Raw genomic sequence first — 26193 nt, forward strand, 5'->3', positions numbered from 1 at the left:
AGTACTGGAAAGAGCACCAGAAAAGTACCGGAGTGCAACCCGAAAGAGTAATGGAAAACGCACCGGAGTACGTACCCGAAAAACTACCAGAATACGTACCTAGCAGATCATCCCCGCAAGCTGCGGACTGTATAGCCTCTATTTATGCTGGTTAGCTCTTTTTACCAGGTTCGCGGACCGTATAGCCTTTATTCGCTTTCAGTTACTCCTAAATAGGAGAGAGTTGAGCAAATAGCTGCATCTGAGTCCGAAAGTCGGGTATAGGATCCGAATTTTTGCAAATAAGGTCTCCCCGGTCCGCTTGAGGTTATTCGATGCACATTATTGCAATGCTGTGTGTTTCCTCAGCCTGTCCTCCTCAGCCTGTCCATTCATAGTCCCCAATGATTAACTTGTTATAACCGAAGCCGGTAGGTACGTATACGCTGCTTGCCGCTCTCAATGTCAATCAGCTGCTGCTCAACCAAGTTTTGCAGGATTCTTCTGGCATGGCGATTGGTTACCTTCAGATGTGCAGTCAGTTCTACTGGTGTGAACGGACGCAGTAACCGTCTCGCATAACGAAGAGTCTCAGCTTCAAGCCAGGTTAATGTGGAGGGAACATCGGTTGCGATGAATTTGCCAATAAAAGCGAGCACAAGCTGCTGGCATTGTTTCGGTTCTTCTATAACTGATAGGTAGGCAATCGGAAGAAATGTCCAGCTGTCCAGCGATAACAAACAATGGCGCATGCACAGATCCTTGAACCTCCTGACATCAAGATCTCTGGCATGCGGACCATATCCCTGAATTTGAATTCCTCCTCGAGCACCCCCTGGCATATAGGCCAAATCCAAATACCGATAGCCATTATTGAAATCCCGAACCTCCCATTCAGGAAACAGATGGTCAAAATTCCCGACTGCCGGGAACCAGACTCTCCTTAAAAATTCAACCGTTCCATGTCCCAAACCTTTGGCCATCAGCTCCCTCCGTCTAGGATTAATCTCATTCGTGAGATTTTTTTCTAACCATTCCATGTACTGCTGCTCGAACCGTGCCATTGCTTTCCCTCCCTAAGAATTGTTACGAACAACAAGAAAAAGCCGCTTTCGCACCACTCATCCCGGATTAATACTCGAGAGATGAATAGTGTGGAAGCGGCGTGTTCTTCACGACCTATAATTGTGATTATACCTTGAAAATTCCAACTCAACAATGAAAGTAGATAACCCTCCATTTCAGAACCATTTTCTTCACACCAGAAATAACCAATTCTATGATAGATTAGAATGAGGCCGAAGGCCGGGCCAATTTAATTAAGTGGAAGGATTATAGGACTATGGAAACGTTGCATCAGCAATTCGATTTTAACAAGCTGTGCGCAGCTTACGATTTGGGGCAATTAACAACACAGCCGGAACAAATTTTCGGCGGGTTCCTTCATAAAATGTACCGCTTAACTACGGACCGGGCTGAATATGCCGTAAAAGTGCTGAATCCGCAAATTATGAAGCGGAGCACAGCGATGGAGAACTATATTTTTGCGGAAAAGGTGGCAACTCTGGCCCGTGAGCAAGGTATAAACGCCCTTCCGGCTATCGTATCGAAGGGGAACTTTATGCATGAAGTAGAGGGTCAATATGTGCTGCTGTTTCCTTGGGTGGACGGAAAGCCGCTATCCTCCGGGACCATTGATATGTATGCCTGCGAGAAAATTGCCGGAATTCTCGCGGGCATACATCACATAGATTTCACTCAACTTACAGATGAAGCTGATTCAGCCAAGGAAGATTATGTACCGTCAACCGTGGATTGGCAGAGTTACGCCCTTAAGGGAGAGCAAGCTCACTTGGAATGGTCGTCCATGCTGACAGAATACTTGAATAAGCTGCAACTGTGGGAGCAGCAGGCGAATGCAGCAGGGGTTGCTTTGATGAATAACAAGGTGATCAGCCACAGAGATTTAGATCCGAAAAATGTGTTATGGGATAACAATCATGTTCCGGTTATCATTGACTGGGAAGCAGCCGGGGCGGTTAACCCCATGCAGGAGCTGATCGAAGTAGCTTTGTATTGGTCGGCCTCTGAGACGGGGAATGTTAACAAAGACACTTTCCGTACAATGATCAGCACATACCGCAAGCATGGAGGCAAGATCGGCGATAACTGGCATGATGTGATGAATTGCGGATTTCAAGGGAAGCTGGACTGGCTCAGCTATAGCATCAAACGCTCGCTAGGAGTGGAAAGTACAGACGCTGCGGAACAAGAGCTGGGAACGAGTCAAGTCATACCGACAATACAAGCTATTGCGGATTATGCTGATTTTTTACCTGTCTGCATAGAGTGGCTGGAGGAAATGGAGGTTTGATCCTGCCTTTCGATAAGATGGGTGAATTTGTAGACCGGTGCTTACCCGTAAATGGCCACTGTTAACACGGACAAGAAGGCTATCCCGGCTAAAGGGGTCATGATCCATTTTTCTTTTGGACTCTTGGAGAAAAGGTTGGCGAACGTATTCAGGCCCAAATAAACAGCAATGATCCAGATGAAAATAGATGTGAAATGAAAGCTGAATCCCGAGGCAAGGACTCCGGCGTGTTGCAGCGAAACTGCTGAAAAGAATAAGAGAATGAAAACCGACAGCAGGCTGAAAAAACGCAGCTTTCCAGGCAATTTGCCTTTATATCTCCCGCCCATTGTGATCTCGCCCCAGGGCAAACCGAACGTCAGCAGCAATTGGATCAAAGCAATGATTATGAACAAGAGAGTGCTAAGCTTTGCCGCTGCCTGTATGTAAGAATCCTCCATCGTGTTAGCTCCTTTTTACTTTCTTTACAGTCCTCCATATTTTACGCTCGGTTAGTTTATATAGTCCATATTAAATTAAAAGCAAACAGCCATATCATTGGATAGGGCTGTTTGCTCCAAGCTAATGTCTAGTATAACGGCTTTTTCTTTTGGCTTTGAGAAGATTCGCTCTACGGCTTCTAAGCTGTCTGATGATGCTTAGTTCGGTTAAGGAGAGGCGGAGAGTCTTCGACCGTTTCACTTTCAAATGAAGTCTTCTGCTTTTTTTGTAACGAAGTTTAAGGTGGGTGACTTTCCGCTTTCTCCGTTTCAAATACGTTCTGAATTTTCTCCACGGCGTCAGGCTGAGGTATTTATGATGCAGCCCTGCCCCCGGAGAGTTTTGATCCCAAAACTTTTCCGCTCCGGTAAAATGGACAATTTTATTATGGAAGTCATGATTGGGTATAGACTGGTTGAAGAAATTGAAGCGCCGATCCAACTGAAGGTAATTCCCCCCGAAAACTGCATTCAATGCATCCTGATCAGGCATCGTGGAATCCGGGAAACTGCGCAAAAAGTGCAGTGTTTCTTCGTACCATTCCTGGTGGCAGCGGATAGTATTCAGGGCAAACAGAACCACTCCGGAATTGAAATAACGCTCGGGAACCAAACCTTTGGAATTGATAACATGCGCAACTTCCATAATGCCCTGATCCCAAACCGCGCCTAAATAATACTGTTCCAGATCAATTCGCCACAGCTCTGCAAGGTCCATATTGACCAGCACATCGCAGTCCAGATAGATGATTTTTTCAACCGGGATAAGTGCGGGAAGAAGCAAGCGGTACATACATGCCTGTGTCCACACATTAATCGAGCCTACATTTTCCATTACCTGAAGCATGTTTTCAGGAAGAGTAATGGGATAGAACGTAATGGTGTGTTTATATCGGCTTGTTAGTCTCATGAGCTTTGACTTGTTCTCTTCCGTTAAAGTCTGATCATGCAAAATATGAACATTAACACGGGAAGCGGTATTGTGGAAAACCGAAGCTAAAACAACTCCGGCATGCTCGGCATAGTGTCCATCCTGATCCTGAAAAGCTAACGCAAGTTCGATCATACGCTAATTCCTCTCTCAACTTTATTGTGTGAATGTACCATAGTATACGTTTGCCATGGATACATGGATCAGGCGATATGCCTACTCCATTCACCCATTTTCAACGGTCTGCTGATGGAAGGAAACAGGCGACGTTGACTTAAACTTGTCTAGTTTCCGGATTCAATTTAATATTGAGATAAATTAAAGTGTTTTCTTCGAGGAGGGTCAGCATGAAATACGAGTCGGAAAGTCTGGAAAACTATATCAGCCAACTGCCGGAAGATCGTCAGGAAGCCATTACGCAGCTACGGAGCACAATCAAGGGGAATCTTCCAAGCGGCTTCGAGGAAACGATGTCCTATGGCATGATTACCTATGTTGTTCCACATCACTTGTATGCGCCGGGTTATCACGTGAATGCTGAACAGCCTCTTCCGTTTATAAGCATAGCCTCACAAAAGAATTTTATCGCACTGTATCATATGGGACTGTATATGCACCCTGAGCTACTGGCGTGGTTCCGCGAGGAGTATCCGAAGCATGTCCAGACAAAGCTTGATATGGGCAAATCATGTATCCGGTTCAAAAAAACAAACAACATTCCATACGGGCTTATTGCTGAACTGAGCCGCAAGATAACGGTGCAGGAGTACATTGAAATCTACGAGCGGGAAACAGAAAAGATCAGAAAAAAATAATTCATGCTGGGGATTCCCCGCCGGCAGGCTATAGGAGGGAAATGTTATGGACAACAAAATTACTTATGAATCTGTGGATGATTATATTTCGGGATCTGCTCCTGAAGTTCAGGAGATCCTCCAAACGTTGAGAAAGGTCATTCAAGAATCGGCCCCTGAGGCGAAAGAAAAGATAAGTTATCAGATGCCTACTTTCGAGCTGCATGGCAATCTGGTCCATTTTGCGGCATTTAAGAAACATATTGGATTGTATCCGGCACCGAGCGGGGTTGAAGCCTTCAAAGAGGAGCTGGCGGAATATAAGGGAGCCAAAGGTTCCGTTCAATTCCCTTTAGATAAGCCGGTGCCCTATGATTTAATCAGCCGGATCGTCGAATTTAGAGTGGCTGAGAATCTTCAACAAGCTGAGGACAAAGCGAAAAAGAAGAAGCTGCAGAAGCAGGAGAAATAATTCAGGGCGAACCTGTAAGTGAGGTGGAAAATAGTGACGGAACGGATTCCCTGCCAAAGCCAAGACTGTGCGGCAACCATTTTACCGGCTACTGCCCACAAAACGGGCGGATTCTGCATGCCGTGTTATCAGGCACAGGAACGCCGCAAACGCCAGGCTTATATTGAACAGCACCGCAGGGATGTGGATCTATATAAAGGAATCGCTGATCCGGTGGAAGTGCTTAAGATTATGCATACAAAACAAGCCTACGACCCTTTGATCCGCTATCTGCCATATCCCTTAAACCGCGAGCAGGTGTATTCTGCCTTGTCGGGTGGGGATGCGCAGAGGATGAAGGCATATGCATTAGATCTGCTCAGTGCCGGTGACGAGGAGACCAGCGTGGATATTCTTTTGTCGCTGCTCTGTTACAACAACGTGCGGCTTACGGACTGTATCCCTGCGCTTATCGGCCATGAGCTGTATTACCCGGGGATTTTGTATAAAGATGCTTCAGCAGAGGTCCGGGATCAGCTGCTGGAACAGGTGGAACAGGATAATGAGAACCGCAATCATCTGCTGCTGGCCTTAGCCTGGATAGGAGACGGACGGATTGTTCAGCAGTTTCAGCAGTGGCGGGAGCAACCGCCCCAGTGGGCGAAAGAGCTTTTTGTTTCACCTGATCAATACTCACTTGAGGCCGGCTGGAAGCTTACAGAAGCCGGAGTGCGGCGGGATTTGTTTTCTCACACCGGATTTGCGATTGAACGGGCGGCGGAACCGCTGAATGCTGACCTTGCTGCGAATGAACCGGCACGGTTTCTGGGAGCGGGCCCGGAGGAATGCCCGTGGTGCGGCAGCGGGTTTACACGGCTGATGGAGCTGCGGAATAATCATCCGTCGGTTCGTGATTTGGCTCTGGCAGATGAGTGGCTTAAGGTGGATACATGCCTGTCCTGCGGCAGTTACAGTGTGATTTATATGGAAACTGGAGTTCAAGAAGAACCCCGCTGGAGTATATACAATCAAGCACCGCAACCTTTGCCGGATCTTAATCTTGGGGACGATAATGACGAGTATTTAGCCGCTGCACCCCGCCTGCATCTCGCTGCCCAACCGCGAAATGCATATCATGCCGTGGAGTGGACACTGGAACCCGCAGCCTCGCAGGTTGGCGGACACCCGACCTGGATTCAGGATGCAGAATATCCGGCCTGTCCCTGCTGCTCTGAAAATATGATATTTATAGCCCAGTTAGATTGGTCACAGCTTGGCCCTTACGGAGAGGGCATCTATTATATGTTTATTTGTCCGAAAGATAAGATTACGGCTACGGTATATCAGCAATCCTAGTATATTAACGTCACTGGAGAAATTGAGGTGGCGTTTTTCTTTTGCAGAAATTACGGCAGTCCCACGATCTATCAAATGCTGATTCTTCCGCCAACGGACAAGGCGCTCCATATGAAGGAAGGCTTTGAGAATATTTCGCTGGAGGTACTGCCTGAATATATGGAGGACCCTTATTCTCTGGAGCTACAACTGGATTCTATTGTGAATATCATGCTGGCCAATAAATAAAACCAGCCCAAGTAGCCGCTGAACACTTTCTGGTGTTGGGCGGTTTCTTGTATTCTTTCAAAGCTCCCGGAAGGTGTAATTTTAGTGGTTGCCTTGTTTGGATTTATATTTTACAGTAAGATTTGTGAATACCATGAGCTGTAACTCTGCTTGGTGACATAAGGCGCTGATTAGGGGGTGTAAACCTTGTACCAGATTATTGATTTCGTACTCAACAAGCTCCATGCAAAGCCTGCGGAATAAACAAGGCGATGCTTGGCATGGAGCGAAGGAATAATTTCGCCTGTAAACTTAAAAGTTGTGTTTATTAAGCAGGCTTTGCCCTTAGAATATCTATTCTATTTTAAGGAGCGAGCCATTTATGGATTATATAAGAGCGACGGATGTGTTCCCGGAACGACTACTTCAAGAGATCCAGCGGTATATTCAGGGGGAACTGATCTATATTCCAACCCGTTCAAGCGAGCGGAGAAAATGGGGCGAGAATTCAGGTGCGGCTAACTATTATGTTGCCCGTAATGAGAAGATCCGCCAGAGTTTCCGCGAGGGTGTGACCATCGAACAATTGTCAGACCAGTTCGGATTGTCGGTAGAGAGTATTAAGAAAATCGTATATTCGAAGAGATAACATTGACCCGCAGATGAATCTGCGGGTTTTTAGCTTTATGAGGGGCCGCGAGCAGTGTAGTTTTGCGCCGGAGTGTTGCGACAGCGTAAGGCGCTGGATTTCAGGGTGCGATGATAGAGTTAGTCAGTGTGTGCGACGGCACTGGTTTCGATCAGTTGCTCAGGGTAAGCCAGGAAGGTCACACCGATGAGACTGCCGGCTGGCCGGTGTTTTCCCATGTATTCCTTGAACAGTCCGCCGCATGTCTCAAAGTGCTCTTGCGCGTTTGTCAGATAGATCTCCACATAAGCGAGGTTCGACCTCGTGACACCAAATCCCGCCAGCACGCGATCGAGATTCTCCAGCGTCTGCCGGGTCTGTGCCTCGATATCGTCCTCGCCAACGAACGTGTGTAAATTTGTAATTTATATTGCACCATTTTTAAAACTTATTTTGCGTAAGAATACACAAATAGACAAGAGCTTGTATCACTTAGATACAAGCTCTTTTTGTACTAAAGTCCCCCTTTATTGAATTAACTCTGTGTGATCTTATGTGACGTTGGTATGAGATGTTTTAGATTCAATAGTATAAATTCATTTGGTATGAGAAGTTTGTTTCCAAGCGTGTATAATTTTAGCTTCTTTTTCTTGGTTAAGTCTGTTGATAGGTTTGTAATCTCAATGTCTGTTCTAGAATCCAGCCAATTTCTAACATCTTCAAGTGTGTTTTTCAACGGTGAAAACACCGCTTATCATCTCAAATAGAAAACAATGCCTGAAATATGAGAGAGCGGATAACCGCGTAATAGGGTTATCGGCTCTGTGTCTGTACGGCTAGCTCTTTGACATGCGTTTATCAGCAACCTCTCGGTTATGTCACTTGTTGCTGGTCTTCTTGATCAAGTCCACGCCATCGTATGCCAGACTTTCCACACTTGCAGCCTTCTGCAGTATGTAATGATCAAAAAAGTTCTTCGTATAGTCTGTAACAAGATTTCGCATCTCCATAGCATCCCGTTCGCCTCTGAGTTCCTCATTAACACTGGTAAACACGATGTCGCAGTAATCTAAATGCGCAACACGATCAACAGAGAAATAATAGGTTTCCATGCTATTGTTAGCGCCAATTATCGCATTCATGTTATAGTTAGGTTCACAAAACAGTAGCAAGAAGGGTTTCTTAAGGTCGCTGTCGAGAAGGCCGAACGCACCGCTATCCAAGCCAATCCCGCAGGCGAACCGGTCGTCGTCCCGGCAAACAATCGCCGTCGTAGGCCCTCCATAAGAATGTCCGACTATGCCCATGCCGATGTCAAGCAACAATCTGCCCTTAAAGATGGAATTCAGCTCTCCAGAGTCCAGTTTGAAAAGATAATCGGCTACATACCTTACATCTTCTGCCTGTAATTCACTATACTCTGTTAACTTGGCAAGTATCGGCAGTGTAAGCACGTTATGGCACATCTCAATGGCAGTTTCATCGTCAGGCCGCATCTCCATCTTACCAGCCAACGCCAGCATCTCCGGATCTTCAGAAAACGCCATAATGACATCCGAAAAATCCTTTGATACATTAAACAGGCGCCCATCTTTACGCTTATACATCGTGCTATTCTGATGGCCGATGCTTACCACAACATATCCCATGCTTGCCAAGTCTGTACAGATCACTGTACCCCATTCTGGAGAACCGCCCCCGCCGCAAACATAGAATAACACCGGATAGCGCTTTTCCTTCCCGGAGAGAGCAAGGTCGTCGTAACACTGGGTCTTGATATCTATAGAGAAAACATCCTTCCCTTTATGATACGCAGTGATAAGTGGCTGCTCATTAAACATTTCGTAGACTTCAGGAAACATGTACGTTGATGTAGTCTTACCTTCGCTACTGTCGGACGGATAGTACACAAACGCCGTCAGTTCTCTTTTTGAGTGATCTGATGCCGTGTACTCAAAATCCATCTGGGTTCGACCGACAGTATAGCCGCCAATTGGTTCTGGAAATGCGTCATAAGTTTTCATTTTCTTGTTCCCCCTTAATTAATAAAAGTGGCGAATGTGAAATACATACATTGCGCTATGAGCGCTTTTCAAAACTGTGAAACTATTACATCCTATCTTCAGTGAATCATATCTACTCCTTGGCTTTCTTGATATCGCTAACAATTTCAGAATATTTATGATCTTCAAGCAGCCCATGACCCATAAAGTCAGCAAAGTACTTGCTAATCTTATGTTGCAGCTTAGAGTCCTTAATATCGAATTCCCTAAAAAACATGACTAAATTAAACTGCATTGACTCAAACATAAAAGAAATCAGGTCGTCGTCAATATCAGGTCGGAGATATCCATCAACCCTCATTCGGCGTAAAATGTCCTTGATCAAGGGGAATGACTCGCCCTTAAGCACATTCAGATATATTTTAAGCAAAATGTTCTCAGGAATGTATAAAATTGTTTCAGTGAGTTTGATTTCCAACTCATTCAGTGGCTCGGTCACAATGCCATTAACGTTACCAAATAAGCCAGTAAGGAAAAACCGGAAAAGGGAATCTTCATTACTGTTATTAAAATACGCAGCTCTTTTCTGGGTCACATTACGTATTAAGAGACAATAAAGGTCATCTTTGTCTTCAAAATACCGATAAAATGTTCCGGGGTGCATGGACAAACTATCCAAAACCATCTTCATAGTTATATCCTCGTAAAGATTATCAACAAAAAGATGCATAGCGCTATTAGATATTTCCTCGCGCCTTGCTTCATCTAAACGAAAGAAAGTATTTTTTGGCATAGATTACTCCTTAATGTGAAGTGTGAATTGATTCACACTATACCGATAATCCATTCACATGTCAATTAGTATTGAAATATTAATATCATTATAAAAGATTAAAACCATTGCATAGAACATTATCCTTCCTAAGAGATAAGTTAATGGAGTTGTTTTGTTTTTTTATATAATATGTCCAGTAAATCACCACTTTCTGAACACAATCGAAATTATATTTTTTATAATACATTTTATTGTATAGAGTGTTCAGAAACTCATGAAATAATCTATGTTCAATAACCGCCGTTATATTAAGTTATGATACAATCATAGAGAGGTGAAAAAATGAAAGTTGGATACGCAAGAGTTTCTACAGGTTTACAAAATTTAGATTTACAAAAAGATAGTCTAACTACTTTTGGTTGTGAAAAGATTTTTGTAGATAAAATTAGTGGTGTGAAGAAGAAAAGAGAAGGATTGACAGAAGCTTTAGATTTTGTCCGAAAAGGAGACACATTAATTGTCTGGCGCTTAGATCGTCTCGGAAGAAATATGCAAGAGTTGATTAAAGTTGTAAATGATTTAAATGAAAGAGGAATCAGTTTTCATAGCTTACAAGAAAATATTACTATGGATAAAAAAAATTCAACTGGACAATTAATGTTTCACTTGTTTGCTGCGTTCGCAGAATTTGAACGGAATCTAATATTAGAAAGATCGACAGCAGGAAGAGAGGCAGCTCGAACTCGAGGACGTTTAGGGGGAAGGCCCGAAAAGTTTACAGAAAAAGATATTGAAATGTTAAAGACATTGGCGAATAACGGGACATCGATTAAAGATATTGCACAGATGTGGAATATTTCTAGAACAACTGTCTATCGTTATTTAAACAAAAGCTCTTGAAAATTAGATGCTTTAAATTTAAACCTTGAATAATGGAACAGGTTAACACACTAGTTTTCTAAAAAGGAGAGGTTAAGTGTGGAAGTTTCAAAGCGTTTTTTATCATCTTATTCTGAAACTAATCGACAAATGGCGATGGAGAAGTACTATATCATTCAACCTTACTTAATTGATGGTGTTTCAATGACGGTATGGTGATACGGAAAGAGTATCCACAAGTTCCCCCTAAAGTCGAGTACAGTCTCACAGATAAAGCCGAAACACTATTACCTGTTTTGGAAGGTTTATGTGAGTGGGTGACGATACACCAAAATAATTAGATGAGTCATGGTTCACAACCTTTAATAAGAGATCTCGGTATATCATCCCAGCCTGCAATTTACTTACAATAAGGTCATACAGAAGACTAAGGGGATGATTAACGATGACAGTACGGTTCAGAGCCTACACTCCGGAAGATATGCTGAAAGTACGCCAATTTCTTTCACATGTTTATAGTAATCTTGGGCGGCCGAATAGTTGGCTGATTGCACGCTTTGAATTCGAGATTTTTTTCCTGCAAAAGAATGCCGGGTGGCTTCCCGAATGGGAGCAGAATATAGGGTTATGGGAAGAAGAGGACGGCGAGCTGGTTGCCGTAGCCTGCAAGGATGGCGATTTCTATTTCCAACTCGATAAAGAACAGCCGCAGGAAAGCCTGCTGATGGAAATGTTCGAATTCATTGAAGAGAAGTCCCGCCAGGGAACAGCCGGTTATTGCAAACTGGCTATTCCGGCCTTTATGCCACAGCTGGAAAAGATGGCGCTAAGTCGCGGATATGAGCTTCTTCCGAACGAAAGCGATAATTTCGTTTCTATCGCGCTGGACCGGATTTTCCCTGTGGAGATTCCATCGGGGTTCACTCTTTGCTCTGGAGCGGATGTCTCTAATAGGGCTAAGGCGCAGGGGCATATTATGGCGTTCAATTATCCGGGAACTCCATATGCGGAGCAGATGCTTCAATACTACGGAGGGATTGCTGAAGCTCCCGGTTATCGGTCTGAGCTTGATCTGTCTCTTGTTAATGAGCTAGGGGAGGTCGTGTCTTTCTGCAATGTTTTTCTTGACGAGGAGAACAAGATGGGCATACTTGAACCGGTGGGTACTCATAGGGATTACAGGACGCGTGGGCTGGGGCGAACGATTATTTATGAAGCTCTAAACCGGCTGCGGGCAATGGGGATGGTCAAGGCATATACGGGTCCCATGCAGCCTTTTTATGAGCATATCGGTTTTGAGCTGGACGTGGAGCTGACCGTGTGGAAGAAAGAAATATAGTGTTCTATTTAGAACGTAATTCCCTTTATAGCGCGCAAACAAACCAAGCTCTGAGGTACAGGGGCTTGGTTTGTTGTATGTACTATTTTGGGGCGCTTCTTATTTATATGATACTAATTTCATGAGGGGATTATCGTCACCTCCGTGCATATGGCGAAAGGTCTGGAGTTCGATTAAGTTCATAATCCCGATATCGGAAAATACAGATCACACTCGCAATAATGCTTGTTGCCCTTGGCGTAATTAATATATTCAAAGCTGAACTTCTCCTCTAATTGAAAAGGTACAGTCGGCATCCAGGTCGAGGTGATGTATTCCCAGATTTCACTCAGAGAGTGCGGGGTAATCTCCTCGGGCCGATGCAGCCCGATATAGGTAAATACACCGTATTTATGCGGTTTAATATGTTTGATATTCAGGTCAGGCGGGATGATGCTGCTGTGGTTGATTTGCAGGGAGGGCTGGTAGATCATAGACCCGGTAAAGGGCTCGGGAATGGAAGTGAAGCCGATATAGACATCCTTCTCTACCGGATTCATAATCCTGGAACGGGAAAGCGTGAAGAATTCGACACCATAACGGGCCGCAGCCTGGGACAGCAGGTTGTCCTCTGCATGAATAGTATAGGTGGGCCCTGCTATTGAAAAAGGGGGCAATACCGAGATGGAGCGAAAAAAAACGAGGCCATCTCCGGCGCGGCTCATAAAGTCGGCATTGAACCGGTCCAGGATATTCAGCGGCGAAGGCGATCTGCGCCATTTGGCCGGAGTGACATGGTACTCTTCCTTAAAAGCCCTGTTGTAGGTCCGTTCACAGCTGAAGCCGTATTTGGCGGAAATATATTCAATGCTGCTCCGCTGATTCAGCAGATCGCCAAGCGACAGGGCAATCCGCCTTCTGCGCACATACTCCATTAGGCCAGTGGCTGTAGCCCCTTTCCAGATGCGCAGCAGGTGGAATTTGGAGACATTGACATGCCCGGAGATATCATCAAGACAGAGCGTTTCCAGCAGATGCTCTTCAATATATTCCGTTGTCCGGTTGATAGTTTCCAGTAAATAATGATCCATAGGGGTCTCCCTTCCAGCAATTTCTGTCCGGTTTTCATGGAAAACGTGAAGTATAATTTTACCACAAGCTCCAGAATCGGCAAGCGATTTCAATCATATGGAGCGGGTGGAGGATCATTGGATATGGATGATAGAGTACTGCTGGAGTTAAAAGACCGCTATCTGGCCGCGACCGAAAGCTTCGTGGACAGGGTCAGGGAAGATCCGAACGTTATTGCCGTCATTGTGTGCGGAAGTCTCGCTTATGATTCAGTCTGGGAGAAAAGCGATATCGACATGGGCCTGGTCGTCCGCGACCAAACCCTGCAACAGAACGCTTATTGTCTCGTGGAGGATGGAATTACTATAAACGTCCAGCTGTTTGAGAGAAGTACCTTCAAGCGGGGCTTTGAACGAATGATCGGCGGCTCGATGCCGCAGTCTTTTTTTGCGAAGGGGCGGATGATCTATACTTCCGATGACAGTCTCTATGATTACTTCGAAGATTTCAAGCAGCTGGGAAGCTATGATATTGCGTTGTCCCTGCTTTGGAATGCCTGTGAGTTGATTGATGTGTACCACAAATGCCAAAAATGGCTGACGGTGCGCAAAGATCTGCTTTATGCCCAGTATTTTTTGCTTAAGGCAGGCAATCTGATAGCCAACATGGAGCTGTGCTCACAAGGTGAGCCGCCGATCCGGGAGTCGGTCCTGAAGATCCTCGAACACAGTCCGGAACGTATGGCCCCCTTTTATCAGAACCCAATGTCCAGGCGCTTAAGTGAGGATGAAATTCAGAACGCCATTGACACGATAGGACAAGTCCTGGACCGTCATCTCGACATGATTAAGCGCCCGGTCATTGAATTTATGGCAGATCAGGAGATGAAGACCGTAACCTTGCTGGCGAAGCATTTTCATATGCAAAGTCATTTTTTGATCAATATCCTGGAGTATATGGCCGGGAAGGGTATCATCGAGAAGGTGTCACAAACGATCCGCATCACCTCCAAGAGCAAACCGGCCGTCGAGGAAATTGGTTTCTTGTATATTCCATAAAAAGAAGGGGGAATTCGCATATGTCCGTACGCACGACAATTGAAATATCGGGGGCCAAGCAGAACAATCTCAAGAATATCTCGGTAGAGATCCCGCGGGACAAGTTAACGGTCATCACCGGGGTATCCGGGTCCGGCAAATCCTCACTCGCGTTTGATGTCATCTATGGGGAGGGACAGCGGAGATTTCTTGATTCGATCTCGAATTTTGCCAAAAGCCGGATCAGCCAGGTGAAGAAAGCAAAGGTTGATTCTGTGCGGGGCTTGTCCCCGGTCATTGCCATAGAACAGAAAAAGGGTAACAATAATCCCCGCTCCACCGTAGGGACTGTGACGGATACCAATGATTATTTGCGGCTGTTGTTCGCGACAGCGGGCATCGGACATTGTCCGGAATGCAGCCATCCGCTCAAGCAGCTGTCTGCAGCCCAGATCGCCGAGCATATCTCGGCACTGCCTAAAGGTACGGTCGTTGAGCTGCGGGCGCCTGTATACAAAATCTACGGGGAAGACTACAGCTATACTTTCCAGCAGCTGCGGGCCAAAGGCTTCAAGCATTTGCTTATTGACGAAGCTCCGGTGTCATTGTCGGAAGAAATTGAGCTGGATGAATCCGCAACGTACCGGATCGAGATGGTTATTGACCGGTTTACTTTAAAGCATGACACCTACATACAGCTGACCAAGACCATCGAAGCGGCAATGCTGGCGCTGGATGAGGATATATTGATCAAGGTAGAAGTGATCGGGGGAGTGGACGACGGGTTCTACGACCATTTTGGCTGCCGGGAGCATCATTTCTTCCTCTGCGATATGCAGCCGTTCCATTTCTCCTTCAATACTCCGGCAAGCGCCTGCCATACCTGCATGGGTGTGGGCATGTCCTATGTCGTGGAGCCGCGCTTTCTGGTGGTTGCACCGGAGAAAAGCATTAATAAAGGAGCGCTGAAGAACACGGTGTTCAACACATCGGGCAAAGACAGCTACCGCTCGGTGATGATGTACAGCTTGTCCCAAAAATATGGCTTCAGCCTGGATACACCATTCCATGAACTTCCTACATCGGTTCACGAGCTGCTCTTCTTCGGCACCAAAGGCGAACTCGTCCCCATGCTGCACCCGCCTACCTCACAAAAGAAGAACTGGATTACCGGCCGGGACCGGCCGTTTGCGGGATTTGTGCATGAGATGGAACACTGGTACAAGCAATATATCCGTAAGTCATCCACCTCGGAGGCGTTTGAACCGACCTTTATCAAGGAGTGCATGATCGAAAAAATATGCCCGGCATGCAGTGGAGCGAGGCTGAAGAAACAACGGTTACAGATTACGGTCGGGGACCGGAATTTTGACCAGCTCACCCGCATGCAGCTGCATGAGCTGCTGGAATTTCTGGATGGCTTGATCTTTGAGGAAGAGGTACGGGATGTAGGGGAGACCATTATCCGCGAGCTGCACACGAGAATCTCCCTGCTGATCGAAATCGGGCTTTATTACATCAACCTGGGCAGAAGAAGCGACAGCATGTCCGGAGGCGAAATGCAGCGGATCAAAATGTCGACGCAAATCAGCAGTGAGCTGATGGGCATGCTCTATATTATGGATGAGCCGAGCATCGGACTTCACCCGCGTGATTCGAGTAAGGTGATTGATACGATGAGAAAGCTGTGCGATATCGGCAATACGATCATTGTGGTTGAACATGATCTGGATACGATACAGTCTGCTGACCATATCATCGAAATTGGCCCAGGACCCGGTATTCATGGCGGGGAGATTGTTGCGAGCGGAACGATGCAGGATATTATGGACGAGCCGGAGTCCGTTACGGGCCAATACTTATCCGGAAGCGCAAGCATCCCCATTCCCAAGCAGCGGCGGAATCTGGGAGATCACTTCTTATCCATTCAGGGAGCCCGGGAGAATAATCTCAAGAATGTGGACCTGGACATTCCGCTGGGTGTTTTTATCTGCGTGACCGGGGTATCCGGCTCTGGGAAAAGCTCGCTGATCAACGAGATTCTGTCCAAGCAGCTGAGAATAGATAAAACGGGTGCACGGATTGTCGCCGGGGAGCATGATTATCTGTTCGGTTCGGAGCTGCTAAACCATGTGATCAATATTGATCAGACACCGATCGGGAGAAACAGCAAATCCAATCCGGCCACTTATATCGGGATATACGATAAAATCCGTGACCTGTTCGCCATGCAGCCTGATGCCGTAGCGCGCGGGTATCAGCCAATCGACTTCAGCCTTACCCATGCGAACGGGACACGATGCGAACACTGTGCGGGCGACGGGATTATCGTCACAAGCCTGCAGTTTATGGCTGACATTGAATCCATCTGCCCGGTGTGCAAAGGCAACCGGTTCTCTGAAGAAGGTCTTGAAATCAAGATCCGGGATAAAAGCATAGCCGATGTTCTGCAAATGACCGTGGAAGAAGCCAGTATCTTCTTCGAGGACCATAAGTACCTTAAGCATAAACTGGGGATTATGAATGAGCTGGGACTGGGATATATGACCCTTGGCCAGAGTTCAACCACCTTGTCCGGTGGAGAAGCGCAAAGAGTGAAGCTGGCTTACGAATTGGGCAAGATCAAGAAGGGTGCCCACAATTTGTATATTCTAGATGAGCCTACAACGGGATTGCATCTGGCGGATATACAGAAGCTGCTGCTTGCACTGAACAAGCTGATGGACAGCGGGCATTCTGTCATCGTCATTGAACATCATCTGGATGTGATGAAGTCGGCGGACTATATTATTGATATGGGACCGGAAGGCGGCAATGAAGGCGGATATGTTGTTGCGGAGGGAACTCCAGAGCAGGTGGCACAAGTGGAAGCTTCCCATACAGGAAGATACCTGCGCAGTGTGCTTGAACCGAGAGAGGTTAGAGCCTGATGTCTTTTCCTTTTGATTGCATCACTGAGTTTATTTTCTTCGATAAAATGTGTGATGAACGAAATGCAGAAGGTAGCAGCATATTTCAAACATCATATCCCGAATTGGGTAGTTTAATCTGCAAGGCATACCCCGTTAATCACGGAGTGAAGGAGCGAATGTAATGAACGGACAATATAAAGTGAAATTTGCGGAAATGCAGGATGTTGATTCATGGATGTCAATGATTGAAGCTGTTCGCAGTAATTTTCCGGGTCTCCACAGCGAAGAATTGCTGGAGGGCTATAAACAGACCGTAATTAAGAACATTAACAGGCGGACGGCTATCTGTGCGGTCTATGCTGGCGAGGTTGCCGGGCTGATGCTCTTCTCCTATAATGCCAAATGTCTTTCCTGCATGGCCGTACACCCGGATCACCGCAGACAAGGAATCGCCACAGCGATGATCGATCAAATGTTATCTTTGTTTCCGGAGGATACGGAGCTTTCCGTAACTACGTTTAGAGCAAATGATCCGTTGGGGGCAGCCCCGCGTCCATTATATAAGAAATTTGGATTTGTTGAGGATGAGCTGACAGAGGAATTTGATTATCCCCATCAGAAATTTGTTCTGCGCAGATCACCATCATAAAGGGGGATAACATTGAATCAGCCACAGATTTATCCGTATGAATTGTCTGCTGTTGTAGAAGCGCGTATTGGATCATTTAAAGTTCTCTCAGATCACAGACAAGGCAGCTCAAGAACAGGAGTGTGGAAGATTCAAGCGGCCCAAGATCAGACATGTTATTACCTGAAGACTCATAGCCGTATTCAAAGATGGCATCCCGAAGTGTATGCCTACAACCACTGGGTGAATGGCTTAAAGCCTTATGTGCCGGAGCTTATTGCAGATTTTGAAGGGGAGGGTTGGCAAGCCGTCTTAATCTCAGCACTCGATGGAATCACTTTGAGAGAAGCAAACCTGGAGCCGGCTGAGCGATACGCTGCTTACAATAAAGCAGGGCAATTGACCAGGCAGCTGCATGATTCACAGACCGGTGATTGGTTTGGCCGTCCGGATAAAGACGGGAATCCCATTGAGCTATATCATCATGCGGATCCTGTTGTCTATATCCGCAGCACGCTTGAGGATATGGCCGGTAAATGTATGGAACTAAAGCTTCTTCAGCCTGCTGAGCTTGAACTGCTGGAGTGGGCTCTACAGAATGCCGGTGTTTTTGAAGGCAGCAAGCCTGTCCCTATAAGCTGGGATTCTACCCCAGGCAACTGGCTGGTAGATTCTAACGGGATTTTCACCGGACTGATTGATTTCGAGAACATGTTATGGGGCGTAGATGTGGACCATTTTTCGGTACTGTTTGAGAAATATTTTATTAAGGATGAACAGGCCAAGTTAGCGTTTTTTGAAGGCTACGGAGAAGAGATCCTGACTCAAAAGCAGATCCATATTCGAATTTGTTGCATTAAGCTGGCTTTGGGAGATCTCTATTGGGGTACTCAAAATAACATGCCCAAAGTTATAGCAAACGGAAGGAAACTTCTGGTGTCCTTGCTGAAAGCAGATAATGATAAATGATGACTTTTAACGAGGGTAAGATACTTTCGCTTATTCACAGTAATCTTCCTGCCTGTTCATTATTTTACATTTTTCGAGTTTCCTGTACAATATAAGTTACATATTATTACAGTCATCAATTGAAAATGCTTGCGTTATACATACGCTAAGGAGTGGATCAAATTATCTTAATGCAGTATTGGTGGCAACTGTCTTTAATTGGAGTCGTCAGCTATTTCCTGGGGAATATCTGCGGAGCGGTGATAGTCTCAAACAAGTTTATGCACAAGGATATCAGGGGGCTAGGAAGTAAAAATGCCGGAACGACGAACATGGCCCGGGTATTTGGCGTGAAATACGGAGTAGCAACCTTATTGATAGACTTACTTAAGGCGCTGATCTGTGTGCTTATTGCCAAGATGATTATGACTTCAATTGGAGGAGTCGAAGCCGGGAGGCTAGCGGGTTACTTGTCGGGTTGTGCTGTAATATTAGGCCATAATTATCCCTTATTGCTGGGTCTAAAAGGAGGTAAGGGATTTGCCTCAGGAATAGGTGTGTTTATGGCGCTCCAGCCACTGTTTACACTGATTCTACTAGTCTGTGGGCTTCTTATGCTGCTGATCGTTGATAGAATGTCGGTGTTTGCCTTAACTTTTTTTGCTGTGGAGACGATTTATGCCTGGATGGTAGTTCCCATAGGGGAGTGGTGGGTACCTGCGTTTGTCAGTGTATATTTGCTGCTGGCGGTTATCGCGCACTGGCCGAACCTTGTCCGGTTGGCGCATGGCGAAGAGAAACCGCTGGGGCTCTACCATCTGCTGAAATATGGGAAAAGGGCTAATTGAGCCTTGTGAGATTTATTAAACATTATAAATTTATGAATCTAGTAAGTGTGGAGGTTATAACTTGTGTCGAAACCTGTGTATGGAAAAAACGCTGTACAGCTGAAGCATAACGACAGATCAACAGGGGTGGTATGGCTGTTGGCTGCCGCTTTTATCCTTTTTCTGGGATGGGCGCCATTTCAGAGGGGATTGTTTAATAGTCAGCAGCTCATATTCGAGAAACCACTCTTTGTGTCTGCTCTATTATGCTGTCTTATGCTGTTTGGCTGGGTAGGTTTGAATTATAAAAAATTCAAGCTGCAGGAGCAAAGTGACTTGCTTGTCCTGGCTGCATTTATGTTGCCGATTATTTACGCACTCACACTGTTTGTAGCTGTTTCGCATTTCTCAGCGATGAACATGCTGTTTATTCAGACTATGTACGCTGCCGTCTTTATAATCTCTTTCTACCTGTTAAAGCAAAAGCAGGTGAACTTTGCAGTACAGCAGGCCATCTTGAGTATTGCTTATATCATTGTATGGTTTGGCCTGCTCAATTGGTTGGGGAGCGGGAAGTTAGCTGGCAGTCTGGTAGGCTGGTTCACAAACGAGGTAGTCAATGGAACTTACAATGGTGCACTGATAACCGATTCCAACGGTTTGCGCTTGACCTCGATATTTCAGTATGCCAATACGTATGCAGCCTTCTTAATGGCCTTTCTGTTTGTTGCTCTGTTTGCACTGGTCCGCTCCAAAAAGGGGTACGGCTGGCTGATACACGGCTTCATGCTCGTCCCGATTATCGTTTCCATGCTGCTCACGCTGTCACGCGGCGGGCTTGTCATGATGCCGGTAGTATTTATATTGCTGTTGTTATTCCTGAAGTCTGTGCAGCAGATTCTATGGATCATTCATCTTGGAATTTCTGGATTGGCATCTTTAATTATTGCGTCACCTGTCACTAATCTGGGAATCAGCCTCAATACGAATTTCACGTCATCATCGGCATTAAAGGGCTGGAGCTACTTGCTCGGGGCTTCGCTCCTCACAGCCGGATTAAGCTGGGCAGTGCAGCGTTACCTGGCTCCATGGCTCCGGGGCAAGCTGGACGGCGAGAACTCCCGGAAACTGAATGGAATGTGGATTCCGCTGGGTTCGGTAGCGCTTGTCGGTATTATTGCCTTTCTGCTGATCGGTACAGGCGTACGGAGTATTCTTCCGGATCACATTGAAGTCCGGCTGGAGAATATTAACTTCAAGCAGCATAGTGTTTTGGAGCGGATTACCTTTTATAAGGATGCTGTGAAGGTTATTAAGGATAATCCGGTTCTTGGGATCGGAGGTGACGGCTGGCAGGCAGTGTTCGGGCAATATCAGAATAATCCCTATGTCAGCCATCAAGTGCATAATTTTTTCCTGCAGTATCTGATTGAGGTGGGGATAGTCGGATTTGTTGTGTTTATGAGTTTCATTCTCTATATTTTTTATAAGTATATTCGCGGGTATGCGGCAAGGAAGCAGGATGAATTCAACAATGGTTTCTTTTATCTGATTATTGCATTATCCATTCTTATTCATAGCCTGTTGGATTTCAATATGAGCTATGCGTTTATGGGAATTCTGGTCTTTCTGGGCCTGGCAGGAATGGCAGTGGTGATGGACAGCAAACCGCTGCGCCGGAACTGGAACAAGGCAGGGGTGCGTTACGGGTACCTTGCAATCCTTACGGCAGGGGCGGTGTTCATGCTGGTTCTGTCCATTAACTATATCAGCTCCAACAATGCCGGCAATAAAGCCCGGCAGTTGTTCAGTGTGAGCCAATCCTATGATGAGCTCAAAGCTCCGCTGGTCAAGGCGCTGAAGATACGTCCAGGCCATCCGGAATCGACGATCTATTTGTCTTCACTGGATCAGCAGGTGTATTCCCAGACGCAGAACGAACAATTTCTGGAGGAGTCGCACACCTTGCTGACGACTGCGCTAAAGAGAGAGCCTTACGATAAAGAATTACTGAAACAGTTGGTTTCTTATTATGATCTTAAAAATCAAAGCGACCTTGCCCTCAAGGTCTACCACGATAATGCCAACAAGTATAATTGGGATATTGAATGGTACAGTACGCTGATCAGCCGCTCCCTTATGCTGGGAGAGCAAGCCCTTAATTTAAAGGACGATGCAGCTAAACAAGAATATTTCACAATTGGACTTCAAGCCTACGATCATGTGACTGCCGGTGTGGAGCATCTGAAAACACTGCCACCCGAACAGCTGCAAGGAAATCCATTCTCTGTAACCCCGCTCATCGCCCTGAACGCGGGTAAGATAAAGCTTATGATGGGTGAAGTACAGGAAGCATCGGATATCTTAAAGCAGACCTTAAGTGCAGATTATGCGGATGTTACTAACCGCGAGATCGCCCGCTGGTATCTGGCTGCACTGGAAAAGAATGGAGGCCAGGACCAGGCGGTCCATGATCTGCTGATAGCAGCGGACGCGCAGGAGGCGGCCCGAATTGATGAAATCGTAACTAAGCAGTATTAAAGGAAGGGACACTCTCCTGAATAAGAAATCGTTTTGCTTATTGCAGCATTTTTTGAAATTTAAAGTGTAATTGAGGGGTTTTTGCGTTATCCTCTAAGAAGACACAGCTTTCCCGGAGCTGGTCAGATCCAAAGAAAAGTAGAGAATACCGCAGGAGGAACATGGATGTCAACTGAGATTTCGCGTTCGTATATTGAGAATGTAAAGCTGGAACTGCTCAGCAGGCTTGGCCTGAAACAGGTCTATTATAAAGGTCCGGCAGGCGATGATTTGCTCTTTGAGGCCACGGGCTTTGACAAAGGAACACAGCACAAATTTTGCGTCAGAACAAAAACAGGGACCATTGATGAATTCGTTGCAGGGAAATGGATGAAGGTCCGCAGCTTTACGATCAAGAGTGAAAAATAAAACTTGGCACAACAATTAAAGCCGCCTACCCCGCGATATGTGGGGTAGGCGGCTTTTTTTGCATAACACTAACCTCAAATTAGCAAGCTTATTAGAGGTTAGTGTCATTTGTTCTTTGTAACCGGGTTAAGATGCTTGTTCGAATTGGCTATTGTAAAGCTCCGCATAGAAGCCATTTTTGGCAAGCAGTTCATGATGGCTGCCGCTTTCCAAGATATCGCCATCCTTCAGAACCAGAATCACATCGGCATTCTTAATTGTTGAGAGTCTATGTGCAATCACGAAGGAGGTTCTTCCTTCCATGAGCTTATCCATCGCCTGCTGAATCAACAGCTCTGTTCTTGTATCGACCGAGCTTGTTGCTTCATCGAGGATGAGCATCGGCGCATCCTTAAGCATCGCGCGGGCGATCGTAAGCTGTTGCTTTTGCCCGGTAGATAAATTGACTTTATCGTTGAGCACGGTATCATATCCGGCACTCAAGGTCTGAATGAAATGGTGCAAGCCCACTGACTTACAAGCCTCTTCGATTTCTTTATCGGTTACGCCCGTTTTGTTGTACACTAGGTTTTCCTTGATAGTGCCCTCAAAAAGCCAGGTATCTTGCAGAACCATACAGAATAAATCATGGATGTTTTCTCTGGTTAAACTGCTGATTGGGGTATCATCAATATAAATTTCCCCGCCCATTAATTCATTAAACCGGATTAGAAGGTTTATAAGCGTTGTTTTACCTGCGCCGGTAGGACCGACTATAGCGACTTTTTGTCCAGGCTTAACCTCTGCAGAGAAATCTTTAATAACAAGCTTGTCTGAATTGTCATAAGCAAATTGCACATGCTCAAATTTCACTTTGCCCGCAGCGGTTTCAAGATGTCCTTCCTTGTGACTCTCATTGTCCATTTCCTCGGCATCCAGGAATTCAAAGACACGTTTGCTTGCTGCAGACGCCGACTGCAGACTTTGTGCGGCTTGCGCAATCTGTGACAGCGGCTGTGTAAAATAGCGGACATACAGGATGAAGGCCACAATAACCCCAAAGGATATCGTTCCGTTCATAGCAAGTATAGCACCTGCGACACAAACGGCCACAAACCCCAGATTGCCTATAAACATCATAATCGGCATCATGAGACCGGAGAGGAACTGTGCTTTAAATGCGCTATCTTTAAGATTCATATTCAAGGATTCAAATGTACTGCGCATTTGCGATTCGCCATTGTAGGCCTTCACTACAGTATGTCCAGAATAGACTTCCTCCACATGGCCATTGATTTTTCCTAAATATTCTTGCTGGCTTTGAAAATACTTTTGAGATTTTTTCATAATTACCGCCATGAGGCCAAAGCCAATTACGGTGGCAACAATCGCTGTAATGGTCATGATCACATTTGTTTTGAACATCATGATGAGAGACCCGACAAACAGGGCGAGGGCGGTGACCAGTGTGCCGACACTTTGATTTAAGGCTTGCCCGATGGTATCCACGTCGTTTGTAACCCGGGACAGGATGTCACCGGTTGTAGACTTATTATAATAAGAGATCGGAAGCCTGTTCATTTTGCGGGAGAGATCGGTTCTTAAGCTTTTGGAAACCTTTTGTGTAACTACGGACATAATTAATCCTTGTGCCAAAGACAATACAGAGCTAAGGAGATAGATAAATACAAGGAAGAGCCCAATGGAAGTTACGGCTTCCATATCAATACCGGTGACGATGCCCTCGGTGATCAAGTCTGTTATCTCTGAAAGCTTATCCGGCCCCAGCAAAGTCAGAACCGTGCCGATTGCTGCGCTGATAATTGCAATAAGAACTACGGGAATATATTTTCTGCCATAGCGGAGAAGTTTGCTCCAGGTGTTGAGTTGCTCTTTGCTCTTGTTCATTAGGCCAGCTCCTCCTTGGAAAGTTGTGAGTAGGCAATTTCTTGGTAGATACTGCAGGACTGCATTAATTCATCATGTGTCCCCATGCCTGCCATACGTCCAGCTTCCAGTACAATAATTTTGTCCGCGTCTTTGATTGTGCCGATTCGTTGGGCAACAATCAGCATCGTTGTTCCGCGGGCTTCTTTCTTCAGCTCACTGCGCAATTTGCGGTCTGTCTTATAATCAAGGGCTGAGAAGGAATCGTCGAAGATCAATATTTCAGGACGGCGTGCAATGGCCCGGGCAATGGACAGACGTTGTTTCTGCCCGCCGGACAGGTTCGAACCGCCTTGGGCGACATGAGCCTCGTAGCTGCCGTCCATCTTTTCCACAAAATCCGAAGCTTGAGAGGTATAAACGGCATCAACGACATCAGATGCAAGATTACTTCCGTTATCACCAAAAGCAACGTTGGAGCTTACCGTGCCGCCAAACAAAATCGCTTTTTGGGATACATATCCTATTTTGTTGCGCAGCGCACTTTGCTCGTATTGGTTGACATTGATACCATCCACCAGTACCTCACCTGCTGTAGCATCATAAAAGCGGGGGATCAGGTTAACAACGGTACTTTTTCCGCATCCGGTTGAACCGATAAAGGCCACGGTTTCTCCTTTTTTTGCCGTAAAACTGATGTCCTCTACAACATAATCCTCTGCATCAGGATATTTGAAGCTGACATTTTTAAATTCGACTTCGCCAACCCGATCCGCCTTGGAGGAAGTAAGCGATCCGTTCTGTAAGCTTGGTTTAGTGTCCAGCACTTCGTTGATTCGTTTGGCAGAGACATGGGCGCGAGGCATTAAAATAAAAATCATGATCAACATCATGAACGCCATAACCACCTGCATCGCATAGGATGAGAAGACAATCATATCTGAAAATAAGCCCATCTTGGCGGCACCATCGGCATTCTGAATCAACACAGCACCTATCCAATAGATAGAGAGACTTAAGCCGCTCATAATGAGCGAAATACTTGGCATCAGCATGGATAATACATTGTTAGCAAAGAGATTCGTCCGGGTAAGCTCGTTGTTGGCTACTCCAAATTTATCTTCCTGATAGCTTTCCGCATTATACGCGCGAATGACACGCAGTCCGGTGAGGTTCTCTCTTGCCACACGATTAAGGTTGTCCGTCAGTTGCTGCAATCTTTGGAATTTCGGCAGTACGAGCACGATACATATGCCGACAATCAGGATTAATACACCAATAGCGACACCGGTAGAGAGCGACCACTGCCAACTTTTGCCCGTGATCTTGAGCATCGCCCAGACTGCAAGGATAGGAGCCTTCAACAGCAGCTGCAGACCAATGACAATCAGCATCTGCACTTGCGTGATGTCATTCGTTGACCGCGTAATTAGACTGGCTGTAGAGAAGTTGTTGATTTCTTCCATGGAGAAGGACTGTACCTTATCGAACAATTTGGAGCGTAATCTTGAAGAGAAGTTAGCCGCGGTTCTGGCGGCAATGCCTGCCACAATAATGGAGGTGGCTAAGCTGCCGAGGGCACAGAGCAGCATCCAGACTCCGGCTGTAATAATTTCGCTCATTTCACTTCCCGGTGTCTGTATAAGACGGGTAATATCGCTCATATAGCCGGGCAATTCCAAATCCAGCCATACCTGTGCAACAATGAAGAGGAGACTAAACCCGACTAGAGCCCATTCCTTCGGTTTCAAGTATTTAAGTATAGTGACCATATCTCTGAC

Annotated in this window: 23 protein-coding genes and 2 pseudogenes; 16 read left to right on the plus strand and 9 right to left on the minus strand. The window is 45.9% G+C overall.

Features of this window, described 5'->3' with window-relative positions:
• Window positions 1-395: 395 nt before the first annotated feature.
• On the minus strand, window positions 396-1043 hold the full coding sequence (locus tag ACQ76X_RS25230) for a transcriptional regulator (protein ID WP_438496488.1): 648 nt from the start codon (window positions 1041-1043) through the stop codon (window positions 396-398).
• Window positions 1044-1321: 278 nt separating this feature from the next.
• Between ACQ76X_RS25230 and ACQ76X_RS25235 the strand changes: the two genes are divergently transcribed.
• The gene (locus tag ACQ76X_RS25235) at window positions 1322-2353 is read left to right on the plus strand and encodes a phosphotransferase (protein WP_438496489.1); all 1032 of its coding nucleotides are present in this window, start codon (window positions 1322-1324) and stop codon (window positions 2351-2353) included.
• A 41-nt stretch (window positions 2354-2394) separates the two neighbouring features.
• Here ACQ76X_RS25235 and ACQ76X_RS25240 read toward each other — a convergent pair whose 3' ends face one another.
• Both ACQ76X_RS25240 and ACQ76X_RS25245 read right to left on the minus strand, forming a co-directional pair.
• Window positions 2395-2793 (minus strand): hypothetical protein, encoded by a 399-nt coding sequence (locus ACQ76X_RS25240; RefSeq protein ID WP_052091981.1) that lies wholly within the window; start codon window positions 2791-2793, stop codon window positions 2395-2397.
• Between the two features lie 121 nt (window positions 2794-2914).
• Window positions 2915-3898, minus strand: coding sequence for a glycosyltransferase family 8 protein (locus ACQ76X_RS25245; RefSeq protein ID WP_438496490.1), 984 nt, complete (start codon window positions 3896-3898; stop codon window positions 2915-2917).
• A gap of 212 nt (window positions 3899-4110) precedes the next feature.
• On the opposite strand from ACQ76X_RS25245, the gene ACQ76X_RS25250 reads away from it, so the two are divergent.
• From ACQ76X_RS25250 to ACQ76X_RS25270, 5 genes are all read left to right on the plus strand, one after another.
• Window positions 4111-4578: a DUF1801 domain-containing protein gene (locus ACQ76X_RS25250; protein WP_438496491.1), complete on the plus strand. Its 468-nt coding sequence runs from the start codon at window positions 4111-4113 to the stop codon at window positions 4576-4578.
• Between the two features lie 46 nt (window positions 4579-4624).
• Window positions 4625-5029 carry an iron chaperone gene (locus ACQ76X_RS25255; RefSeq protein ID WP_438496492.1) on the plus strand — a complete coding sequence of 135 codons (405 nt, stop codon included), beginning with the start codon at window positions 4625-4627 and terminating at the stop codon, window positions 5027-5029.
• Window positions 5030-5062: 33 nt separating this feature from the next.
• A complete protein-coding gene (locus tag ACQ76X_RS25260; RefSeq protein ID WP_438496493.1) occupies window positions 5063-6364 on the plus strand; it encodes a DUF1963 domain-containing protein in 1302 nt (433 codons plus the stop codon).
• A 27-nt stretch (window positions 6365-6391) separates the two neighbouring features.
• On the plus strand, window positions 6392-6592 hold the full coding sequence (locus ACQ76X_RS25265; protein ID WP_438496495.1) for a hypothetical protein: 201 nt from the start codon (window positions 6392-6394) through the stop codon (window positions 6590-6592).
• A 361-nt stretch (window positions 6593-6953) separates the two neighbouring features.
• Window positions 6954-7220 carry a CD3324 family protein gene (locus tag ACQ76X_RS25270; RefSeq protein ID WP_438496496.1) on the plus strand — a complete coding sequence of 89 codons (267 nt, stop codon included), beginning with the start codon at window positions 6954-6956 and terminating at the stop codon, window positions 7218-7220.
• A 119-nt stretch (window positions 7221-7339) separates the two neighbouring features.
• On the opposite strand, the pseudogene ACQ76X_RS25275 reads toward ACQ76X_RS25270, so the two are convergent.
• From ACQ76X_RS25275 to ACQ76X_RS25285, 3 genes and pseudogenes are all read right to left on the minus strand, one after another.
• Window positions 7340-7606: pseudogene (locus ACQ76X_RS25275) on the minus strand (RidA family protein); the annotation flags it as partial.
• A 471-nt stretch (window positions 7607-8077) separates the two neighbouring features.
• Window positions 8078-9223, minus strand: coding sequence for a choline esterase (locus ACQ76X_RS25280; RefSeq protein ID WP_438496497.1), 1146 nt, complete (start codon window positions 9221-9223; stop codon window positions 8078-8080).
• A 112-nt stretch (window positions 9224-9335) separates the two neighbouring features.
• Window positions 9336-9995, minus strand: coding sequence for a TetR/AcrR family transcriptional regulator (locus ACQ76X_RS25285; protein ID WP_438496498.1), 660 nt, complete (start codon window positions 9993-9995; stop codon window positions 9336-9338).
• A 324-nt stretch (window positions 9996-10319) separates the two neighbouring features.
• Here ACQ76X_RS25285 and ACQ76X_RS25290 point away from each other — a divergent pair, with 324 nt between their 5' ends.
• From ACQ76X_RS25290 to ACQ76X_RS25300, 3 genes and pseudogenes are all read left to right on the plus strand, one after another.
• Entirely contained in the window at window positions 10320-10877 is a 558-nt protein-coding gene (locus ACQ76X_RS25290) for a recombinase family protein (protein WP_438496499.1), read from the plus strand.
• A gap of 185 nt (window positions 10878-11062) precedes the next feature.
• Window positions 11063-11197 (plus strand): annotated as a pseudogene (locus tag ACQ76X_RS25295) (winged helix-turn-helix transcriptional regulator); the annotation flags it as partial.
• Window positions 11198-11301: 104 nt separating this feature from the next.
• Complete coding sequence (locus ACQ76X_RS25300) at window positions 11302-12195, plus strand: GNAT family N-acetyltransferase (RefSeq protein WP_438496501.1); 894 nt, start codon at window positions 11302-11304, stop codon at window positions 12193-12195.
• A gap of 179 nt (window positions 12196-12374) precedes the next feature.
• Here ACQ76X_RS25300 and ACQ76X_RS25305 read toward each other — a convergent pair whose 3' ends face one another.
• On the minus strand, window positions 12375-13265 hold the full coding sequence (locus ACQ76X_RS25305; RefSeq protein WP_438496502.1) for an AraC family transcriptional regulator: 891 nt from the start codon (window positions 13263-13265) through the stop codon (window positions 12375-12377).
• A gap of 123 nt (window positions 13266-13388) precedes the next feature.
• On the opposite strand from ACQ76X_RS25305, the gene ACQ76X_RS25310 reads away from it, so the two are divergent.
• The 7 genes from ACQ76X_RS25310 (at window position 13389) to ACQ76X_RS25340 (ending at window position 22546) form a co-directional block, all read left to right on the plus strand.
• On the plus strand, window positions 13389-14303 hold the full coding sequence (locus tag ACQ76X_RS25310; protein WP_438496503.1) for a nucleotidyltransferase: 915 nt from the start codon (window positions 13389-13391) through the stop codon (window positions 14301-14303).
• 20 nt (window positions 14304-14323) lie between these two features.
• The gene (uvrA, locus tag ACQ76X_RS25315; RefSeq protein ID WP_438496504.1) at window positions 14324-17212 is read left to right on the plus strand and encodes an excinuclease ABC subunit UvrA; all 2889 of its coding nucleotides are present in this window, start codon (window positions 14324-14326) and stop codon (window positions 17210-17212) included.
• Between the two features lie 163 nt (window positions 17213-17375).
• A complete protein-coding gene (locus ACQ76X_RS25320; protein ID WP_340899315.1) occupies window positions 17376-17843 on the plus strand; it encodes a GNAT family N-acetyltransferase in 468 nt (155 codons plus the stop codon).
• A 12-nt stretch (window positions 17844-17855) separates the two neighbouring features.
• Window positions 17856-18791 carry an aminoglycoside phosphotransferase family protein gene (locus ACQ76X_RS25325; protein WP_438496505.1) on the plus strand — a complete coding sequence of 312 codons (936 nt, stop codon included), beginning with the start codon at window positions 17856-17858 and terminating at the stop codon, window positions 18789-18791.
• A 170-nt stretch (window positions 18792-18961) separates the two neighbouring features.
• Entirely contained in the window at window positions 18962-19618 is a 657-nt protein-coding gene (locus ACQ76X_RS25330; RefSeq protein ID WP_438496506.1) for a glycerol-3-phosphate acyltransferase, read from the plus strand.
• A gap of 63 nt (window positions 19619-19681) precedes the next feature.
• Window positions 19682-22138: an O-antigen ligase family protein gene (locus ACQ76X_RS25335; protein ID WP_438496508.1), complete on the plus strand. Its 2457-nt coding sequence runs from the start codon at window positions 19682-19684 to the stop codon at window positions 22136-22138.
• A gap of 165 nt (window positions 22139-22303) precedes the next feature.
• Complete coding sequence (locus ACQ76X_RS25340) at window positions 22304-22546, plus strand: hypothetical protein (RefSeq protein WP_340899311.1); 243 nt, start codon at window positions 22304-22306, stop codon at window positions 22544-22546.
• A 126-nt stretch (window positions 22547-22672) separates the two neighbouring features.
• Here the strand turns inward: ACQ76X_RS25340 and ACQ76X_RS25345 are convergent, their stop codons facing one another.
• A complete protein-coding gene (locus ACQ76X_RS25345; RefSeq protein ID WP_438496509.1) occupies window positions 22673-24433 on the minus strand; it encodes an ABC transporter ATP-binding protein in 1761 nt (586 codons plus the stop codon).
• On the minus strand, window positions 24433-26184 hold the full coding sequence (locus tag ACQ76X_RS25350; protein WP_438496510.1) for an ABC transporter ATP-binding protein: 1752 nt from the start codon (window positions 26182-26184) through the stop codon (window positions 24433-24435). The genes ACQ76X_RS25345 and ACQ76X_RS25350 overlap by 1 nt, the downstream gene beginning before the upstream one ends.
• Window positions 26185-26193 lie beyond the last annotated feature (9 nt).

This window comes from Paenibacillus sp. IHBB 3054 (genome assembly GCF_051594305.1).
Taxonomy (GTDB): Bacteria; Bacillota; Bacilli; order Paenibacillales; family Paenibacillaceae; genus Paenibacillus_AQ.

Bases quoted from the DNA above. Each gene is read 5' to 3' on its own strand.
- ACQ76X_RS25290 (WP_438496499.1), top strand. From the start codon at position 10,320: ATGAAAGTTGGATACGCAAGAGTTTCTACAGGTTTACAAAATTTAGAT.
- ACQ76X_RS25230 (WP_438496488.1), bottom strand. From the start codon at position 1,043: ATGGCACGGTTCGAGCAGCAGTACATGGAATGGTTAGAAAAAAATCTC.
- uvrA (WP_438496504.1), top strand. From the start codon at position 14,324: ATGTCCGTACGCACGACAATTGAAATATCGGGGGCCAAGCAGAACAAT.
- ACQ76X_RS25235 (WP_438496489.1), top strand. From the start codon at position 1,322: ATGGAAACGTTGCATCAGCAATTCGATTTTAACAAGCTGTGCGCAGCT.
- ACQ76X_RS25240 (WP_052091981.1), bottom strand. From the start codon at position 2,793: ATGGAGGATTCTTACATACAGGCAGCGGCAAAGCTTAGCACTCTCTTG.
- ACQ76X_RS25310 (WP_438496503.1), top strand. From the start codon at position 13,389: ATGGATGATAGAGTACTGCTGGAGTTAAAAGACCGCTATCTGGCCGCG.
- ACQ76X_RS25330 (WP_438496506.1), top strand. From the start codon at position 18,962: ATGCAGTATTGGTGGCAACTGTCTTTAATTGGAGTCGTCAGCTATTTC.
- ACQ76X_RS25250 (WP_438496491.1), top strand. From the start codon at position 4,111: ATGAAATACGAGTCGGAAAGTCTGGAAAACTATATCAGCCAACTGCCG.
- ACQ76X_RS25340 (WP_340899311.1), top strand. From the start codon at position 22,304: ATGTCAACTGAGATTTCGCGTTCGTATATTGAGAATGTAAAGCTGGAA.
- ACQ76X_RS25285 (WP_438496498.1), bottom strand. From the start codon at position 9,995: ATGCCAAAAAATACTTTCTTTCGTTTAGATGAAGCAAGGCGCGAGGAA.
- ACQ76X_RS25245 (WP_438496490.1), bottom strand. From the start codon at position 3,898: ATGATCGAACTTGCGTTAGCTTTTCAGGATCAGGATGGACACTATGCC.
- ACQ76X_RS25270 (WP_438496496.1), top strand. From the start codon at position 6,954: ATGGATTATATAAGAGCGACGGATGTGTTCCCGGAACGACTACTTCAA.
- ACQ76X_RS25320 (WP_340899315.1), top strand. From the start codon at position 17,376: ATGAACGGACAATATAAAGTGAAATTTGCGGAAATGCAGGATGTTGAT.
- ACQ76X_RS25300 (WP_438496501.1), top strand. From the start codon at position 11,302: ATGACAGTACGGTTCAGAGCCTACACTCCGGAAGATATGCTGAAAGTA.
- ACQ76X_RS25280 (WP_438496497.1), bottom strand. From the start codon at position 9,223: ATGAAAACTTATGACGCATTTCCAGAACCAATTGGCGGCTATACTGTC.
- ACQ76X_RS25255 (WP_438496492.1), top strand. From the start codon at position 4,625: ATGGACAACAAAATTACTTATGAATCTGTGGATGATTATATTTCGGGA.
- ACQ76X_RS25305 (WP_438496502.1), bottom strand. From the start codon at position 13,265: ATGGATCATTATTTACTGGAAACTATCAACCGGACAACGGAATATATT.
- ACQ76X_RS25350 (WP_438496510.1), bottom strand. From the start codon at position 26,184: ATGGTCACTATACTTAAATACTTGAAACCGAAGGAATGGGCTCTAGTC.
- ACQ76X_RS25345 (WP_438496509.1), bottom strand. From the start codon at position 24,433: ATGAACAAGAGCAAAGAGCAACTCAACACCTGGAGCAAACTTCTCCGC.